This is a genomic window from Hymenobacter sp. BRD67 (genome assembly GCF_013256425.1).
Lineage (GTDB): Bacteria > Bacteroidota > Bacteroidia > Cytophagales > Hymenobacteraceae > Hymenobacter.
In genome coordinates this window covers 2,265,308-2,282,517 of sequence record NZ_CP053904.1, presented here as the reverse complement: position 1 = coordinate 2,282,517, position 17,210 = coordinate 2,265,308, and the positions used below count along the sequence as shown (strand labels likewise).

Annotated in this window: 20 protein-coding genes and 3 pseudogenes; 16 read left to right on the top strand and 7 right to left on the bottom strand. The window is 61.1% G+C overall.

The features are described 5' to 3' along the window. Window positions 1–53: 53 nt before the first annotated feature. The 6 genes and pseudogenes from GKZ67_RS23475 to GKZ67_RS10650 all read left to right on the top strand — a co-directional run. Window positions 54–452, top strand: a pseudogene (locus tag GKZ67_RS23475) (penicillin acylase family protein); the annotation flags it as partial. A 193-nt stretch (window positions 453–645) separates the two neighbouring features. Then, window positions 646–2,255: pseudogene (locus GKZ67_RS23465) on the top strand (penicillin acylase family protein). A gap of 30 nt (window positions 2,256–2,285) precedes the next feature. Beyond that, window positions 2,286–2,795 (top strand): hypothetical protein, encoded by a 510-nt coding sequence (locus tag GKZ67_RS24585; RefSeq protein WP_317172119.1) that lies wholly within the window; start codon window positions 2,286–2,288, stop codon window positions 2,793–2,795. Beyond that, window positions 2,720–3,565 (top strand): amidohydrolase family protein, encoded by an 846-nt coding sequence (locus tag GKZ67_RS10660; RefSeq protein WP_317172118.1) that lies wholly within the window; start codon window positions 2,720–2,722, stop codon window positions 3,563–3,565. The genes GKZ67_RS24585 and GKZ67_RS10660 overlap by 76 nt, the downstream gene beginning before the upstream one ends. 216 nt (window positions 3,566–3,781) lie before the next feature. After that, window positions 3,782–4,498, top strand: coding sequence for a cytochrome b/b6 domain-containing protein (locus tag GKZ67_RS10655; RefSeq protein WP_173242259.1), 717 nt, complete (start codon window positions 3,782–3,784; stop codon window positions 4,496–4,498). Window positions 4,499–4,525: 27 nt separating this feature from the next. Then, complete coding sequence (locus GKZ67_RS10650) at window positions 4,526–5,362, top strand: molybdopterin-dependent oxidoreductase (protein WP_173242258.1); 837 nt, start codon at window positions 4,526–4,528, stop codon at window positions 5,360–5,362. 37 nt (window positions 5,363–5,399) lie between these two features. On the opposite strand, the gene GKZ67_RS10645 is transcribed toward GKZ67_RS10650, so the two are convergent. Then, complete coding sequence (locus GKZ67_RS10645; RefSeq protein ID WP_173242257.1) at window positions 5,400–5,585, bottom strand: hypothetical protein; 186 nt, start codon at window positions 5,583–5,585, stop codon at window positions 5,400–5,402. Window positions 5,586–5,897: 312 nt separating this feature from the next. Then, the gene (locus GKZ67_RS10640; RefSeq protein WP_173242256.1) at window positions 5,898–6,050 is read right to left on the bottom strand and encodes a DUF2256 domain-containing protein; all 153 of its coding nucleotides are present in this window, start codon (window positions 6,048–6,050) and stop codon (window positions 5,898–5,900) included. A gap of 107 nt (window positions 6,051–6,157) precedes the next feature. On the opposite strand from GKZ67_RS10640, the gene GKZ67_RS22595 reads away from it, so the two are divergent. Genes GKZ67_RS22595 through GKZ67_RS10630 form a run of 3 tightly spaced genes read left to right on the top strand, consistent with a single transcriptional unit; the run spans window position 6,158 to window position 7,368 of the window. Continuing rightward, entirely contained in the window at window positions 6,158–6,538 is a 381-nt protein-coding gene (locus GKZ67_RS22595) for a hypothetical protein (RefSeq protein ID WP_217278567.1), read from the top strand. Then, a complete protein-coding gene (locus GKZ67_RS22590) occupies window positions 6,538–6,909 on the top strand; it encodes a hypothetical protein (protein ID WP_217278566.1) in 372 nt (123 codons plus the stop codon). The genes GKZ67_RS22595 and GKZ67_RS22590 overlap by 1 nt, the downstream gene beginning before the upstream one ends. Window positions 6,910–6,957: 48 nt before the next feature. After that, window positions 6,958–7,368, top strand: coding sequence for an acyl-CoA thioesterase (locus tag GKZ67_RS10630; protein ID WP_173242255.1), 411 nt, complete (start codon window positions 6,958–6,960; stop codon window positions 7,366–7,368). 1 nt (window position 7,369) lies between these two features. Here the strand turns inward: GKZ67_RS10630 and GKZ67_RS23460 are convergent, their stop codons facing one another. Beyond that, window positions 7,370–7,549 (bottom strand): hypothetical protein, encoded by a 180-nt coding sequence (locus GKZ67_RS23460; RefSeq protein ID WP_254244755.1) that lies wholly within the window; start codon window positions 7,547–7,549, stop codon window positions 7,370–7,372. Between the two features lie 133 nt (window positions 7,550–7,682). Between GKZ67_RS23460 and GKZ67_RS10620 the strand changes: the two genes are divergently transcribed. The 6 genes and pseudogenes from GKZ67_RS10620 (at window position 7,683) to GKZ67_RS24575 (ending at window position 13,837) form a co-directional block, all read left to right on the top strand. After that, window positions 7,683–7,901, top strand: a complete 219-nt coding sequence (locus GKZ67_RS10620) for a hypothetical protein (protein WP_173240514.1) — start codon at window positions 7,683–7,685, stop codon at window positions 7,899–7,901. Between the two features lie 194 nt (window positions 7,902–8,095). Further along, window positions 8,096–9,649 carry an ABC1 kinase family protein gene (locus tag GKZ67_RS10615; RefSeq protein ID WP_173242253.1) on the top strand — a complete coding sequence of 518 codons (1,554 nt, stop codon included), beginning with the start codon at window positions 8,096–8,098 and terminating at the stop codon, window positions 9,647–9,649. Window positions 9,650–9,816: 167 nt separating this feature from the next. After that, window positions 9,817–10,458: a Uma2 family endonuclease gene (locus GKZ67_RS10610; RefSeq protein WP_173242252.1), complete on the top strand. Its 642-nt coding sequence runs from the start codon at window positions 9,817–9,819 to the stop codon at window positions 10,456–10,458. A gap of 312 nt (window positions 10,459–10,770) precedes the next feature. Then, on the top strand, window positions 10,771–11,379 hold the full coding sequence (locus GKZ67_RS10605; protein ID WP_173242251.1) for a Uma2 family endonuclease: 609 nt from the start codon (window positions 10,771–10,773) through the stop codon (window positions 11,377–11,379). Between the two features lie 122 nt (window positions 11,380–11,501). Beyond that, window positions 11,502–12,991: pseudogene (locus tag GKZ67_RS24580) on the top strand (polyphosphate kinase 1); the annotation flags it as partial. Further along, window positions 12,980–13,837: a hypothetical protein gene (locus GKZ67_RS24575; protein WP_410505070.1), complete on the top strand. Its 858-nt coding sequence runs from the start codon at window positions 12,980–12,982 to the stop codon at window positions 13,835–13,837. The pseudogene GKZ67_RS24580 and the gene GKZ67_RS24575, both read left to right, overlap by 12 nt. 6 nt (window positions 13,838–13,843) lie before the next feature. Here GKZ67_RS24575 and GKZ67_RS10595 read toward each other — a convergent pair whose 3' ends face one another. From GKZ67_RS10595 to rhuM, 3 genes are read right to left on the bottom strand one after another with little or no spacing between them, the layout of a single operon-like run. After that, window positions 13,844–14,821, bottom strand: a complete 978-nt coding sequence (locus GKZ67_RS10595) for a Ppx/GppA phosphatase family protein (protein WP_173242250.1) — start codon at window positions 14,819–14,821, stop codon at window positions 13,844–13,846. Window positions 14,822–14,856: 35 nt separating this feature from the next. Next, window positions 14,857–15,132, bottom strand: a complete 276-nt coding sequence (locus tag GKZ67_RS23455; protein ID WP_254245306.1) for a hypothetical protein — start codon at window positions 15,130–15,132, stop codon at window positions 14,857–14,859. Continuing rightward, window positions 15,017–15,325 carry a RhuM family protein gene (gene rhuM, locus GKZ67_RS23450; protein ID WP_254245240.1) on the bottom strand — a complete coding sequence of 103 codons (309 nt, stop codon included), beginning with the start codon at window positions 15,323–15,325 and terminating at the stop codon, window positions 15,017–15,019. The genes GKZ67_RS23455 and rhuM overlap by 116 nt, the downstream gene beginning before the upstream one ends. A gap of 58 nt (window positions 15,326–15,383) precedes the next feature. Between rhuM and GKZ67_RS23445 the strand changes: the two genes are divergently transcribed. Then, window positions 15,384–15,569 carry a hypothetical protein gene (locus tag GKZ67_RS23445; RefSeq protein ID WP_254245305.1) on the top strand — a complete coding sequence of 62 codons (186 nt, stop codon included), beginning with the start codon at window positions 15,384–15,386 and terminating at the stop codon, window positions 15,567–15,569. Between the two features lie 15 nt (window positions 15,570–15,584). Here GKZ67_RS23445 and GKZ67_RS10585 read toward each other — a convergent pair whose 3' ends face one another. Continuing rightward, window positions 15,585–16,904: a BamA/TamA family outer membrane protein gene (locus GKZ67_RS10585; protein ID WP_173242249.1), complete on the bottom strand. Its 1,320-nt coding sequence runs from the start codon at window positions 16,902–16,904 to the stop codon at window positions 15,585–15,587. Window positions 16,905–17,210: the final 306 nt, after the last annotated feature.

Genomic DNA, 17,210 nt, shown 5'->3' with positions numbered 1-17,210 from the left:
CTTGCGGTCGGGTTGTCCCTTGGGCGAAATCTGGGTAAACGACCCGCTCTCTCATGCAAAAAATTTCTACCCTCCTCTTGCTGCTGGCGGCCGGCCAGGCCAGCGCCCAGGTGTTTACGCCCGCCGAAGTAGCCCGCTGGAAGCAGCAGGCCCAGCGCGTTACCATCGTGCGCGATACCTGGGGCGTGCCCCACATCACGGGCAAGACCGATGCGGATGCCGTATTCGGGCTGCTTTATGGGCAATGCGAAGACGACTTTGCGCGAGTCGAGGACAACTATATCACGGCGCTGGGCCGGCAGGCCGAAGTGCAGGGTGAGGCCGCGCTTTACGAAGACCTGCGCCAGCGCCTGTTTCTCGATTCGGCGCGGGCCGTGGGTATCTACAACCGCAGCCCGCGCTGGATGAAGGACTTGCTGCACGCCTTCGCCGACGGCACCAACTACTACCTGGCCACGCATCCCACCGTGAAGCCCCGGCTGCTGCACCGCTTCCAGCCCTGGATGCCGCTGCTCTTTAGCGAGGGCAGCATTGGCGGCAACGTGAGCGTGGTGCCCGTAGAGCGCCTTAAGGCGTTTTATAGCCAGCCCAAGGGCACGTCGTGGCAGCGCCCCTGCCCGACCCCTGCAAGCCGACCGCGAGCCGGTGGGCTCCAACGGCTTTGCCATTGCGCCGGCCAAAAGCGCCAGCGGCCACCCACTGCTGCTCATCAACCCCCACACTTCCTTTTATTTCCGCTCCGAGGTGCAGCTCACCAGCGCCGCCGGCCTCAATACCTACGGGGCCGTTACGTGGGGCAGTTTTTTGTTTACCAGGGGTTCAATGAGAAATGCGGTTGGATGCACACCTCCAGCCAGGCCGACTCGATGGACGAATACCTTGAAACGGTAACCGAGCAGGGCGGCAAGTATTTTTATCAGTACGAGGGCAAGCAGGTGCCGATGCCCACCGATACATTGTCTTTATACTATATAAAGGATGGCCGACGACAGCGGCGGCACTTCACCACGTACCGCACGCCGCACGGCCCGGTAGTAGGCAAGCAGGGCGATAAGTGGGTAACGGTGAAAATGATGGATACGCCGCTCGAAGCGCTGGAGCAGTCGTATCTGCGCACCAAGGCCCACGACTATACCAGCTTTCGCGAGGTAATGCGCCTGAACGGCAACGCCTCCAACAACACCGTTTTTGCTGATAATACCGGCACCATTGCCTACTGGCACGGCAACTTTATGCCACGCCGCCCGGCCGGCTACGACTGGAACCAGCCCGTAGACGGCAGCACCAAGGCCACCGAGTGGCAGGGCCTGCACAAGGTGGAAGAGCTGGTGCAGGTGCGTAACCCCGCCAGTGGCTTTATCCAGAACTGCAACTCGACGCCCTATACCGTGTCGGGCCCCGGCAGCAGCCCCGACAAGCTGAACTACCCACCCTACATGGCCCCCGATGCCGAAAACTACCGGGGTATCAACGCGGTGCGGGTGCTGAGCCGTAAGAAAGCCTTCACGCTCGATACGCTCATCGCGGCGGCCGACGACCCGCACCTGGCGGGCTTCGAGGAGCTGCTGCCGGCCCTGTTTAATGACTATCAGCTGACCATCGACGCGCCCGGCGGCACGGCGCCCGAAGGAGTAGGGGAGGCCATCGACCTGCTGCGCCGCTGGAACCTGAACTACAGTGCCACCTCTACCGCCCAAACGCTGGCTATCTACTGGGCCGAACGGCTCCAGCGGCTGGCGCGCACCCGCCTGCCCGCCGGGCAGAGCCCCAGCTACCTGGCCTTTACCTCGTTCGTTATCGCCCACACCTCACCCGAGGAAAAGCTCACCGCCCTGGCCGAAACCCAGGCCCAGCTCACCCGCGATTTTGGCAGCTGGAAAGTAGCCTGGGGCGAAGTAAACCGCTACCAGCGCCTGACCGGCAGGATTGACGAAACCTTTGATGACCAGCAGCCCAGCCGGCCGGTGGCCTTCACGTCGTCGGCCTGGGGCTCGCTGGCGGCTTTCGGGGCGCATACCTACCCCGGCACCAAAAAGCGCTACGGCAACGTCGGCAACAGCTTCGTGGCGGTAGTCGAGTTTGGCCCCCGCGTGGTGGCCCGCTCCGTCGTAACCGGCGGCCAGGCCAGCCGGCCCGACTCGCCGCACTTCACCGACCAGGCCCCGCTCTACTGCGAAGGGAAGTTTAAGGACGTGTGGTTTTACCCCGAAGACGTGGCCAAGCACGTGGAGCGGCAGTACCATCCGGGCGAGTAGGGGTAGTGGGCAGCCCGCCCGGCGCTTACTTTGCGGTCTCTCACTGACCCCAAGAAAATGCGCTTGCTGATTCTACTATGCTGCCTGTTACCCCTGCTCAGCCCGGCTCAGACGACAACCCTGCTGCACCCCGCCGCCGTGTTCGACGGCCAGGTGCTGCACCCCGGCTGGGTGGTGCTGGTAGAGGGCCAGAAAATAACGGCCGCCGGTCCGGCCGCGCAGGTGACCGCCCCGGCCGGCGCGCGCACCCTGGAGCTGCCCGGCCTTACGCTGCTGCCCGGCCTTATTGAAGGGCACTCGCATCTGCTGCTGCACCCCTACAACGAAACCAGCTGGAACGAGCAGGTGATGAACGAGCCGCTGGCGCTACGCGTAGCCCGCGCCACGGTGCACGCCCAAAAAACCTTGCTGGCTGGCTTCACCACCACCCGCGACCTCGGCACCGAAGGGCCGGCTACGCCGATGTGGGCCTCAAGCAAGCCATTGACGAAGGTATTATTCCGGGTCCGCGCCTGCTGGTGGCCACGCGGGCGCTGGTAGCTACCGGCAGCTACGGCCCGCACCTGGCCGCCGTGGAAGACCTGCCCCAGGGCGCGCAGGAGGCCGATGGGGTTGATAACCTCGTGCGGGCCGTGCGGGAGCAAATCAGCCACGGGGCCGACGTGATAAAGGTGTATGCCGACTACCGCTGGGGGCCCGGCGGCGCGGCGCAGCCCACGTATTCGCTTGAAGAGCTGACGCTGATAGTGCAGACCGCCCGCTCGGCCGGGCGCGGCGTGGTGGCCCACTCCAGCACCGCCGAAGGCATGCGCCGCGCCGTGCTGGCCGGCGTCGAAACCATTGAGCACGGCGATGGCGGCACGCCCGAAGTCTTTGCGCTGATGAAAAAGAACGGCGTGGCGCTGTGCCCCACGGTAGCCGCTTCGGATGCCATCTCGCAGTATCGGGGCTGGAAAAAAGGGCAGGGCCCCGACCCGCAGCGCATTACGGAGAAGCACCGCGCCGTGCAGGCCGCCCGCCAGGCCGGCGTAACGTTTGCCATGGGTGGCGACGTGGGCGTATTTCCGCACGGCGACAACGCCCGCGAAATGGAATTGCTGGTGCAGGACTACGGCTTCACGCCCCTGGAAGTATTGCGCCAAGCCACCAGCGGCAACGCCCAAATTTTTCACCTCGCCGACCGGGGCCGCATTGCCGCCGGCCTGCTCGCCGACCTCGTGGCCGTGGCCGGCGACCCCACCCAGCAGATGCAGGCTCTGCGCCAGGTGCAGCTCGTGATGAAGGGCGGCGTACTTTATAAGCAACCTTAGGCAGTTAGCGCGGTTGCCAAGCTCGGGTATAGCTTGGCCGGGGCGGGCTGCCGGGGTTGAGCCGGCTGTCCGCTCGCCGCAAGAACGAGCGGCGCGAACGAAGAGCGGACAGCCGGCTCAACCCCGGCAGCCCGCTTAGTCGGTACAACTCCCTGTTACCTTGTCGCTACCCCGCTGCACAGCTACATTCGTAGGTGCATTGCACTGCTGACTTTTATGAAAAAACTCGTCGAAAAGCATCCGCTGGCCATTCGCTGGTTTCACTGGGTCAATTTCCCGGTGCTGGCGCTCATGATATGGAGCGGCCTGTGGATATATTGGGCAAATGATATATACCGCCTGGGCTGGGGCGATACCACGCTCTACAAGTTTTTCCCGCAGTCGTTCTACGATGCCACCCACCTCGACCACAAGCTGGCGCAGGGCATGGCCTGGCATTTTCTGCTGATGTGGGTGTTCTTTCTAAACGGGTTGCTTTATGTGCTTTACACCCTGTTTTCGGGCGAGTGGCGCTATCTGCTGCCCAACCGGCATTCCGTGCGCGAGGCTATCGAAGTGACGCTGCACGACCTGGGCCTGCGCAAAACGGCTCCACTGGTGCAGAAATACAACGGGGCGCAGCGCATTGCCTACACTGCCGTTATTGTCATGGGGCTGGGCTCGCTGCTCACCGGCTTGTCTATCTACAAGCCCACGCAGTTTGGCTGGCTTACCCAGGGCCTGGGCGGCTATGAGGCCGCCCGCGTCGAGCATTTTGTGCTGACGGTGGGCTACGTGCTGTTTTTTATCGTGCACGTGGCGCAGGTGGGCCGCGCCGGCTGGAATAATTTCCGCTCCATGGTGGCAGGTTTTGAGATGGAGGAGGTACCCGCGCCCGCGGTTGGAGCCGGCGGCCCCGTGCTCACCCAGCGTCAGCCCGATGCCAGTGTTTAAGTATCCAGCGGTTAGTTTATCCCATTTATGACTCAGGAAGTAACGCCCTTGCCCGAAAATCCCATTCCGTCAAGCTCTTCGCCCGATGCGGCGCTCGACCGGGAGGCTACGCGCCGCACCCGGCGCTCGTTTATTGGCCTTGGGCTGGCCGGGCTGGGCGGCGTGCTGGGCTGGCGCTACCTGCTCGGCCGCCCCGATGCCGACGGCACGCCCGCGCCTTTCCGGCGCGTCATGGATGCCAACAGCCGCCTCACGGCCGCGTATTTCCGCGAAACGCGGCTGGCCCCCGAGTTTGCCAAAAGCCTGGCCGTGCGCGAGGTGCGTACCAACGGCGACGCCGGCCTGCAGTCGCCCCTCGACCTGGCCACCTGGCGCCTGGCCGTGCAGCCCTACGGCGGCGGCAACGCCCACGAGTTTACCCTGGCTGCTATCAAAGCCCTGCCGCGCATCGAGATGACCACGCAGCTCAAGTGCATCGAGGGCTGGAGCATTATCGTAAACTGGGCCGGGGCGCGCTTTGTCGATTTCCTGGCCCAGTATCCGTTGGCTACCCGCAGCGGCCAGCCTATCAAGGACATATCCAACCTGCCCGCCGACCTGGCGCCCTACGTGAGCCTGGTAACGCCCGATGAGGAGTACTACGTGGGCCTGGATATGCACAGCGCAATTCATCCACAAACCCTGCTCTGCTACGAGATTAACGGTCAGCCCCTTAGCCTGGAGCACGGCGCCCCCCTGCGCTTAGTAACGCCGCTGAAATACGGCATCAAGCACCTCAAGCGCATCGGTACCATTTCCTTTGCCGATACCCGTCCCGCCGACTATTGGGCCGAGCAGGGCTACGACTGGGACTCAGGGCATTGATGAGGTAGCGCGGACTACAACATCCGCGCTACTTCTTTTACATCACCACGCGCACCTCGTAGTAGTCAGCGCCCGAGCCGTTGGGGTTCGGCACGCGCCAGGCGCCCACGCGGCTGGGGCCGTAGCCCAGATTCACCTTTACCCACTCATCGCGGGTGGGCAGCAGGGCCAGAATATCCTGCTGCAGGCGGTCGATGGCATCCTGCGCATCCTGGTGCTGCAAGGCCAGCTCATCGGCGTGCTGGTCGAACGAGCCGGTGGGGGGCGCTGGTCAAACCCGGCGGCCGAAGCCGCCACGTTGGCATCGTGGGCAGGCTCATTGCGCTCGGCCACGGTCAGCTTGCGCAGGTCTTCCTTGGCGGCGAGTAAAGCTTCTACTTTCGCTTCGAGCGGAAGCAGGGCAGGGTCAAGGTAATCGAGATTGGAGGCCATTCTTTTACTGGTTAATTTTTTACCGGTTACTGATTAATTTAACTTTAAACGGCTAATAGTTACTGAAAAAAAAGCGCTTCATTAACCAGTACTCATCGATAAATTAATCAGCATTTTTCTTGTTTCGCTGACATTTTTCCCCGCAATACCTCACCTCTTCCCAGTTATTGCGCCATTTCTTGCGGTACTCAAAAGGCCGGCCGCAGGTGGCGCATATTTTGGTGGGGAGCTGGCCTTTTTTCAGCGAAGCAGCCATGGGACAGGGGAGAAAGCGAAAAGCAGCCGGACCTTTGCCGGCCGGTCGGAGGCTATTTACGTTTAAAAGCGCCCGGCCGGCCATGCCCACCCGTCCTTACTTTGCTTATGCCCCACGAAGCTCCCGACCTCATCGGCCAGGCCCTGCTCGATTATCAGCACGGCCACCACGCGGCCGCCCTCACCGTGCAGTGCAGTGCCGCCGACGAGGAGGCGCTGCCCGCCGCTTACTTTTTTCGCACCCTGCTCGCCATGCCCGAGCTGGAGCGCCAGGCCCTCGACGAGTGCCGGGGCCGCGTGCTCGACCTCGGGGCCGGCGCGGGCTGCCATTCGCTGGAGCTGCAAAGCCGGGGCTTTGCCGATGTGAAGGCCATTGACCACTCGGCCGGGGCCGTGCAGGTGATGCAGGCCCGCGGCGTGCGCCAGGTGGCCCGGCACGACATCTTTGCCCCCGCGCGCCGCAGGAAGCGCCCTACGACACTATCCTGATGTTGATGAATGGCCTCGGGCTGGCCGGTACCCTCGAAGGCCTCGACAAGTTTCTGGCTCACGCCCGCACCCTGCTCGCGCCCGACGGCCAGATTCTGGCTACCTCGTCCGACATCAGCTACCTCTACGAAGACGAGGACGGGGCGCTGGTGTTCAATCTCAACGGCCCGTATTATGGCGAGGTCGAGTACACCTTTCAGTACAAAGGCCAGAGCGGGCAGCCTTTTTCGTGGCTGTTTATTGATGCTTCCCTGCTCGAAGGTGCCGCCCGCCAGGCCGGCTACGAAGTAGATTTTCTGGGCGAAGACGAAGGCGGCCAGTATCTGGTGCGCCTCACCCTGGTGGGCGGCTTCGAGGCGGGCATTGAGTAAGCGCAAGCATTCAGCTGCCCCGTCCATACGTTAACTAACTAACCAAGAATGCCACATAGTCAGAGCTATACCGTGCGCTGGGCCGAGCTGGACCCCAACGGCCACATGCGCCACTCGGCCTATGCCGATTTTGCCGCCGACCAGCGCGTGGGCTGGCTGGCCAGCCTGGGCTTCGACATCAAGCGCTTTGGCGAGCTGCGCCTCGGCCCCATTCTCTTCCGCGAAGAAACCAAATACCTCAAGGAGCTGCACGGCGGCGAGCAGATTCGGGTAGAAGGCCGCGTAACCGCCGGCACGCCCGACGGCTCGCGCTGGACTATAGAGCATACTATATATAAGGCCGATGGCCGCGTTGCCGCCACTGTCACCGTCGACGGCGCCTGGCTCGACCTCGACCGCCGCAAGCTCACCGTGCCGCCCGCCGAGCTGGCCCAGGCAATGGCCGTGGAGGAAAAGTAAGCTACTTCTTCAGGACCTTGCTAATCCGGTTGAGCTGCTGCTGATGGTGCAGGGTATGGTCGAGCACCGAGGCTACGGTCTGGCCAATGGTGAGCCAGCCGGCGCGCGGATGCCGAAAAACGGTATGGTTGAGCTTGGTGCCCGGAAACTCGTGCAGCACCTGCTCCAACTGGCGCCGCACCCCGGCCCACTCGGCGCGCAGCTCGGGCAGCGGGGCAATGGTGGCAGGGGCGGGCGGGGCGGCAGAGTAGGGGCACCTTGAAGCGCAGGCCCGGCAGGCGCAATGCCAGGCGCAGTAGCATAGCCCGAATACGATGTTTGATGCTTGCCAGCTGCCAGCCGCTGTGGTCGGCCGCCAGCGCGTGGCGCAGCGCCCCGGCAATGCTTTTCTCGGCCGTAAGCAAGTGGTGAATTACCTGGGCCGCCGCCCACTGGCCCGGCACCGGATGCACGTAGGCGCGGGGCCCCAGCGCCTCGGCCGTGGCCAGGGCATTTTCGGTGGCGCGGTCGAGCTGCTCAATCAGCAGGTGTAAGCGGTTGGTCATGGCGCAGCAGAAGGAGCGAAATAGGAGAACGCCAGGGCGTAGATTTGACGAAAAGGTAAGCACCCGGCTGGCAATCAGCAGCGGGCAGTTTCCTTTGCGCTGCCCGGTGGCTGGCTCGGCGCTGCAAAATCCGTGCAAAGGCTGGCTACGCGGCTGGCCACTCGCTTTAAGCTGCTTGTTTCGTGTTGTTTAAAAATACTATTTCCAATCTGACGCGCATTCGGCAGGTGGCCGAGGTGCTGCTGCGCTACGGCTTCGAAGACGTGGTAACAACCACGCCCCTGCGCCGCCTCGTGAGCCAGAGCCGCCGCCTGCGCTGGCTGGAAAACGACGAGCGCGCCGTATTTCAAACCACCCGCTGGGAGCGTATCCGGTTGATTATCGAGGAGCTGGGGCCAACGTTTATCAAGCTGGCCCAGGCCCTGAGCAACCGGGCCGACCTGCTGCCCCAGGCCCTCATCGATGAGTTTGAGAAGCTGCAAAGCAATGTGCCGCCCTTCCCGGTGGAGGAAGCCCGCCAGATTGTCGAAGCCGAGCTGGGTCGCCCACTCGAAGAGGTGTTCCTGGATTTTGATAATGAGCCCGTTGGCTCGGCCAGCATCGGGCAGGTGCACCGGGCGCGGCTGCACAGCGGGGAGGAAGTGGTTATTAAAATTCAGCGTCCCGGCGTGCGCGAGAAAGTAGCCGGCGACCTGCGCCTGCTCCACGAGCTGGTGCGCCTCACGGCGGGGTTTCTGCGCAGCCAGGGCCTGGCTAATCCGCAGGACGTGGTTGATGCCTTTGAGCGCAGCATGACCAAGGAACTGGACTATACCTCCGAGGCCCGCGCGATGGAGCAGATGCGCAAGCTCTATGAGCACTACGAGAGCTTCTACATACCCAAGCCCTACCGCGAGCTGAGTACTGCTAAAATACTGGTAATCGAGTTTATAAATGGCTGTAAGATAACCGATAAGCCGCAGCTGCTGGCCTGGGGCCTGAGCCCCGCCACCGTGGCCGAAACGGGCATGGATATTTACCTGACCCAGATTTTCGAGTTTGGGTTTTTTCACGCCGACCCGCACCCCGGCAACGTGCTCGTGCGCCCCGATGGCACGCTGGTGCTCATCGACTTCGGCATGGTGGGCAAGCTCACCAAGCAGCAGAAATATGCCTTTGCGGGGGTGTTTATTGGCATGGCCCGGCAGGATGCGCGCGGCATGGCCCTCAACTTCCGCCGCCTCGCTCTCAGCAGCGACATCCCGGATATGCGGGCCTTTGAGGCCGACCTCAACAGCCTGATTGAGGATTTTGCCCTGCTCGATGTAAAAGAGATGAGTATGAGCGATTTGGCCGACTCGCTTCAGGGGATAATCTACCGCTATAAGCTGCAGGTGCCGGGCGCGGTATTCCTCATTCTGCGGGCGCTGGTTATCCTGGAAGGTATCGGCAAAGTGCTGCATCCCAGCTTCAATACCTTCGAGTTTGTGCGCCCCTACGGGACCCGCATCATGCGGGAGCAATATTCAGCGGATAATATATTAAGCGAGGCCGAATATACCGGTACCCAATTGCTGGCCCTGCTGCAAACCCTGCCCAGCGACCTGCGCCAGATAATGCGCAAAATCAGCAAAGGCGAGCTGCGGGTGAAAGTGGAGCTGAGCGGCTATACCAGCCTGCTACGCAAGGCCGACCAGCTCGTGAGCCGCACCATTCTGGCGCTGCTGGCGCTGGGCAGCATCGTGTTTGCGGGCTGAGCCTGCTCGGCCACTACCCGCCTGAGATGCCTTATTTCCGGGGCCTGCCCGTTATTACGTGGTACAGCCTGGGCACCTGCCTGTTCTTGCTGCTGCTGCTGACCATGCCGCAGCGCGCCCGGCGCGAGTGAACGGCTTTAAGCTTCCGGGCGTAAATTTCTGCTACTATGGCTCCTCTTAGCGATACAACGGCCCCGATTACCGACATCTCGCAGCTCGACCTGAGCCAAACCTATTCGTATGCCGACTATCTGAGCTGGAAGTTCAGTGAATATATGGAGCTGATACGCGGCCGCGTACATCGCAAGATGTCGGCCCTGACTACATTCCATCAGATTGTCTCCTCTAATTTTAATGGGGTAATTTGGAACTACCTCAAAGGAAAGCCCGGCCGCGTATCCCCCGCACCATTCGACGTGCGCCTATTGCGCAGCACCGGCAACGGCGACGCCCAGGTGCAAACCGTGGTGCAGCCCGATTTGTGCATCATCTGCGACCTCAGCAAAGTGGACAAGCGCGGCTGCCTGGGGGCTCCCGACTGGATTATCGAAATCGTGTCGCCCAGCACCGCCACCCACGATACCAAAACCAAGTTTGACCTCTATGCCGAGAACGGCGTGGGCGAGTACTGGATAGTATATCCCGGCGAGCAAGCCATCTCCGTCTTCGTACTCGAAGGCGATGAGTATCAGCCGAAAGGTGACTACTACGAGCCCGGTCTGGTACCCTGCCATACCCTGCCCGAGCTGCAGCTGCAGTGGGCCGACGTGTTTGAGGGTAAGCTAGCGCCAACACTGGCGCGAGCTTAGGCGCAGCCCTAACTCGTGGCTTTTATTCGTGAAGCTTGCACTTCCATTACCGCGGCAGCGGTAAGTCGGCTCTGCGCCGTCAAGCTTGTTCAGTTGGGTCGTTCTATAGGAGGCGCAGCCTCCCCGAAAGATTGTTACGAGTTACACTGCATTGAACCCACGCCAGTTTGAGGCAGCAACGCGCATAGTAGGAGAAAGAATACCCCAAAAGTGACAACCCACCGTGCCAAACCGTGTCGTTTTTGGCGGGCACCGGGGTTTCTTTTTTGCGCCTTGCCCCTTCCTCCCGGCCCATGCCGTTATTTTGCAGGTATGGCCCCGACCGTCCCCCTCATTACCGATATTGCGCAGCTCGACCCTAGCCAGCGTTACACCTACGCCGACTACCTGAGCTGGAAATTCACGGATGTGGTAGAACTCATTCGCGGCCGGGTGCTGCGCAGGATGGCCGGCCCAGCCCGCGCCCATCAGCGGTGCTCCATGAATTTTAGCCGCCTGGTAGATACGTTTTTGCTGGGCAAAACCTGCCAGGTATTTGCGGCGCCCTTCGACGTGCGCCTGACTACGGGCGGGGCCAACGGCAACCAGCAGATACGCACCGTCGTGCAGCCCGACCTGTGCGTGGTCTGCGAGCCGGCCAAGCTCGACGCACGGGGCTGCCTGGGGGCGCCCGACTGGATTATCGAAATCGTGTCGCCGGGCACTGCTATCCACGACACGCGCACCAAGTTTGACCTCTACGCCGAAAATGGCGTGGCCGAATACTGGATTGTGTACCCCGGTGAGCAGAGCATTGCCGTTTTTGTGCTGCAAGCCGGCGAGTACCAGGCCGTAGGCGAATATTATGAGCCCGGTCTCGTGCCCAGCCACACGCTGCCGGAGCTGGCCTTGCAGTGGGCCGACGTTTTTGCCGGCGTGTAAGGGGGCGTCCGGGCGCCCCCTTACGTCGTATGCTTAACTGAACTGCCATTCCCACTCAGTCCGCCGGTTTTACGTCCCCTAAATCCGTAAAATCCGTTTAAATCCGTCTAATCCGTGATTTTATGAAGCTCTTCAAGTCTGCCGACCTTATCCGCAAAAGCAAGTATATCAGCCGCGACCTGAGCTGGCTGCGCTTCAACTACCGGGTGCTCGACCAGGCTAAGGACCCCAGCCGCTCGCTGTTCGACAAGCTGCGGTTTCTGAGCATTACCAGCTCGAACCTCGACGAGTTCTTTATGATTCGTGTCGGCTCGCTCTATAATTACCTCGACTACGGCAAGGAGCGCGTCGATTATTCGGGCCTGCGCGAACTGCCTTTTCGGCGCAAGCTGCTCGACTTTGCCCATCGCTTCGTCAATGACCAGTCGCTGACGTACTTAAACGAGCTGAAGCCGCAGTTCGAGAAGAACGGCTTCAGCATCCGGCGGATGGAGGAGCTGACGGAGATTGAGCTGAAAAAGGTGGAAGGCTACTTCAAAAACACCGTCTTTCCGCTGCTCACGCCCATGGTGTACGACTCGTACCACGGCTTCCCGCTCATCATGAACCAGGTGCTGACCTTTGGCGTGGTGACCCGCGAAAGCGGGCTAAGCGAGGCGGCCAACCTGGTAACGACACCGGACCTGGAAAAGGGCCAGGAGCGCCTGACTTTCGTGCAGATTCCGCAAAACCTGACGCGGTTTTTTGAGATTACCCGCAAAGACCGGGTGGTGTTTGTGCCCATTGAGGAAATTGTGCGGGCCAACCTGCCCAAGCTCTTCCGCAACGTCGATATTCTCTCGGCCGACCTGTTTCGCATTACCCGCAACGGCGATTTTACGCTGGAAGAATCAGAAGATATTGATACGGACTTTATCAAGGAGATTCAGATTGGCCTGAAAACGCGCAAGCGCGGCCGGGTGGTGCGCGTGGAGGTCGAGCCCGATGCCTCGCCCTACCTGATGAACATTCTGCGCGAGCGCTGGAATATCGACAACGGCAACATCTTCGTGATTCCGGTGCTGCTGGATATGAAGGGGTTAAACCAGATTCTGCGCTATCCCAGCTTCCGTGGTAAGGGTGCCAAGCTGCCTTCCCCGGTACTGCCGCTGAGCTTGCCCGAAGGGGCGGAGGAAAACATGTTTGAGTACCTCAAGCACCACGATGTGCTGCTGCACCACCCCTACAACTCCATCGAGCCGGTGGTGCGGCTGCTGGAACGGGCCGCCGAAGACCCCAGGTGCTAGGTATTAAGCAAACTATATATAGGCTGGCCGAAGATTCGCGCGTAACGGCTGCCCTGCTCAAAGCGGCCGAAAACGGCAAGCACGTCTCGGTTTTGTTTGAGGTGAAGGCCCGCTTCGACGAGGAGCGCAACATCCGGGAGGGCGCACGGCTCGAAAAGGCCGGCTGCTTCGTCATCTACGGCGTGGGTAAGTACAAGACCCACACCAAGATGCTGATGATTATTCGTAAGGAAGGCGAAAAAGTGACGCGCTACGTGCACATCGGCTCGGGCAACTACAACGAGCAGACCTCGCGCCTTTATACCGACCTGAGCATGCTCACCACCAACGATACGTACGGCCACGATGTATCTGAATTCTTTAATGTAATCACCGGCCACTCGCAGCCCGACGACTACGAGTACCTCATTACGGCCCCGCGCGACATGCGCCAGCAGCTTATTCACCTGGTGCGCGAAGAAGCTAAGAATGCCAAAAAAGGCTTGCCGAGCGGTATCGTAATGAAGATGAACTCCTTGGAAGACCGGGAGCTAATCGACGAGTTTTACAAAGCCAGCAAGGCGGGCGTGCCCATCCGGTTTATCGTGCGGGGCATTTGCTGCCTGCGGCCGGGCCGGCCGGGCCTGAGCGAGAATATTGAGGTGAAAAGCATCGTGGGCGAATATCTGGAGCACGCCCGGCTGTTCTATTTTCACCACGGCGGCGAAGCCAAGCTCTACGCCGGCTCGGCCGATGCCATGGTGCGCTCCTTCGACCGCCGCATTGAGGCGCTGTTTCTGATTGTGAACCCGCAGCTGCGCCGCGAGGCAATTAATATCCTGCAGCTCAACCTGCTCGATACCCAGAACAGCTACACCATGCGCGAAGACGGGGCATACATCTGCCAGCGCCCGGCGCCCGGCGAGCCGGCCATCAATATTCACCGCGACTTTTACCGCCGCCCCGACGAGGCGCAACTCACTAACGCTACGCCCGAAGGCCTGCTGGCGCTGCTGCACGAGCAAACGGCCCGCCGCCTGCAGCTGGCGGCCGCCGAAGCTGCGGCGGTCGAAGCTCCTGCTGCCCCAGCCCTGGAAGAGGAAGCCGACGACTTTGGCCAGGGAACGGCACTGCTGGAACTGGCCGTAGAGAATGAGGCTGCTATCACGGCCACGGTGGTGGACGAGGAGTAAGCTTAGTTACTGGATAGGACTGTTTTCGACGTCGGCCACCGGCAGCATACTGGGGTGCACGCTGGGGCTGATTTCATCAAAGTACTGCTCAAACAGCGCTTGCATCATGCCGTCTTTCAGGCCGATGTCGGGTACCAGCATGCTGCTCACGCCGGCCCATTCCATGGCCGCGAGGTAGATGTGGCCGGCGGGCACAATCACGTCGGCGCGGTCGGGGTTGAGCATGGCCACGTTTACGCGCTCGTTCATGGTCAGGCCGCCGAGGCGGTCGAGCAGCGCCTGCACGCTGCGGCGCGTGATGGGCCGGTTGGGCGAAGCCGGCGACATGCTATACAGCTTGTTAATGTTGCCGCCCGTGCCGATGGCGCGCGTGACGTGGTAGCGGCGGGCGTTTTCGCGCACCCAGCCTTCCATGCGCTGCCACAGGCCGTTCATCTCGTCTACCGAGCGGCCGCTTTCTTCCTGCTGCATCCGGCGGATGGAGCCAATCTCGAACGACTGCGCGGCCACCTTGCGGCGGGCGTGGTAGATATTAAACTCGGTGCTGCCGCCGCCCACGTCGATGTGCAGGTAGTGGCGGTTGTCTTCGAGCAGGTGCTCGATTACGCGGTTGATGTAGGCGGCTTCGGCCTGGCCATCAATTACCTGAATATCGAGCCCAAGCTCGTGCTTTACGCGGGCGGCCACGGCCGCGCCGTTGCGGGCCGTGCGCATGGCCGAAGTAGCGCAGATGAGGTGGTGCGGTACCTCGTGTACCTCCATCAGCAGCTTAAGGGCGTGCAGAAACTTGACGAACTTATCGGCCTTGGCCGGCGGAATCTCGCCGGTGGCAAATACGTCTTCGCCCAGCCGCAGCGGGTAGCGCACGTACTCGACGCGCTTGAGGCGGTAGCGACCCTCAAAAAACAAAACGGCCGAAATCTGGCAGCGTACGGCATTGGAGCCAATATCGATGGCGGCGAGCTTGGTTAGCTGATACTCCATCGTGCAAAGGTAGGCGGCCGGTTTGCGCCGGGGCGCTAGTTTTCGTCATTAATCAGGTTCACGACCAGCGTGGCCATCACGTCTTTGTCTTCGGGCCGGCTTTCGGCAATGAGCAGCGTGAGCGCAACGAGCGCGTTGTCGGCCAGCCGCCGCGACCCGTCGGGGCGGTCGCGGGCTACCAGCAGGCGCTGGTGGTCATACTGGTCGAGCACGTCGAGCGCACGGGCATAGTCGCCGACCCGGCGCAGCAGCGCATTCGACTGGTCGGCGCTTAGCTCCTGGTTGGCAGCTACTTCGGCTTGCAGCTGCACCAGCCGCTTCAGGTCGGCCAGCTGGCGGGCGCTTCTCGTTCAGCACGTAGCCTTGCACAAGGTACTGGCGCAGCACCTGCGTGGCCCACTGGCGAAAGCGAACGCCTTTAACAGAGTTAACCCGATAGCCAACGCTGATAATCACTTCAAGATTATAAAGGGTAACTGGTCGGTCGGCAGAAGCAATGTGCATTTTTTGCACATTGCTTTCTTCGTCTAATTCTCCGGTTTGGAAAATATTCTTTACGTGCTTGGAAACTACGCTACGCTCGCGGGCAAACAACTCGCTGCGCCTGCGTCAGCCACACAGTATCGTGGTCAAGCTATACGTCGAGCTTAATTTGCCCATCGGGCGTTTGGTAGAGCAGAACGTCCTGCGTAGCGGTGGGCAGCATGGCGGTGCGAGTGGTGAAGCGGCAAAGCTAACCAACCCGTAGAGAATATGAAATATACTACGGTTGCTTATTAAAATACTTCCCCAGGTTCAGCGATATACCGTGCGAGCCATCGAAGCCAAAGCCGTAGTCGATAGCCAGATTAGTACGCGAGGCTTTGTTGAGGTTGAGCCGCAGGCCAGCGCCCACGGCGGGCACTACCTTCTCAAATTTGCCATCCTGCACCTGGCCTTTCACCACGCTTAGCTCCGTCACACTCTGGGCATTGGCGAAGACGACGCCGCCCAGCAGGCTGTTGTGGGTGATGCCAAATCGGTACTCAGCTTCACTATACAGCAGGTTTTTGCCCCGAAAGCGGCCCTGAATAAAGCCGCGGCCCAGGTTGCTGTACGTATCCCAGCCGGTAGCGGGAAGGTCGAGAAAGGGTGGGTTGCCGGTGAGGGTAAAGGCGCTATACGACCACAGCGCCAGGATATTGGGTGAGCTGGGGGAAGGGTGCAGGTAGAGGCGCGCATCAAGCAGTACCGACTGGTAGTTGGTATCGCTGCCCAGGGCCTTAAAGTTGGGCCGAAACTGCGCATTGAGGTAGTAGCCGCTTTGCGGATTGATGGCATTGGCCCGGCCGTCGTGCAGCACGCTGATGACCGGGCCGGAGGAGATGGAGCGGCCCGATACGCCGTAGCTGTAGCGCGAAATGGTGGTTACCTCGCGCCGGGTATTGCGGCTCACGATGCCCCAGTGGTCGTCGAGCTGATAGCCCAGGCCGATGTACCAGTTGGGCACGATGCGCCGGAAGGCAGTTTGATAAAACCGCAGGTACTCGTAGTCCATCGACACCACGCCCCCGGTGGTAGAGGTGAACATACCCAGGCCGTAAGTGCTTTGCGGGTAGTGCATTACCCGCCAGTCGCCCACAAAGTTCCATGCGTTGTCGGGGGCCCACAGCGAAGAGGTGAGGGTGAAGATGAGCTGGTCGTTGAGGGTATATTCAGCCGCGCCTACTACGGTCGAAACGTTGGCCTGGGGCCGCTGGTAAGCCAGGTTAACGGCCAGCTCGGCCACGCCGCCGGTTTGCTGCGAGTAGCCCACCACCGGCACCAGCAGCAGCATATGGCGGCCCCGCTGCAAGCCCAGCGAATCGTGGGCAGGGATGCGCGAATATAGTCTATGGCCTATATCTGCCACGTCGAGCGGGGCGGGCGCGCTGGCCGGGTGCAGGCTGGGCGGACTTGTAGCCTGGGCATGGGCCAGGGTGGTACCCAGGCATAGGGCCGACAGCCAGCTCCAGCGGCGGTATTTAAGTAGAAGACCGGATATAGAAATATAAACCACCGTAATAGTGCGCAAGCTGCTGCCGGGCTGATGGAAAAAGTCCACTTAGCCAAAGCAAAAGACACTTGGAGATGGTAAAGGTTCAACGCCTTTTCCGTATCACCGCGCAAATTATATTAAAGTCGGGTTTGTATCGGTCAAGCATAGGGTTGTGCCCGAGCCGTGAGTAGGCCAGCCAGATACTATACCCTTGCACCAGCAAAGGATAAAGGGCGACGGGGGGTAGCAAAGAAGCAGTTTAGCGCGGTTTCGGAGTGGCTGGCCAAGTAGCGCGGACTTTTAGTCCGCGAGTTGCTGTGCTGAGCATTCGCGGACAAAAAATCCGCGCTACCTGACAGCCTTACTCTGAGT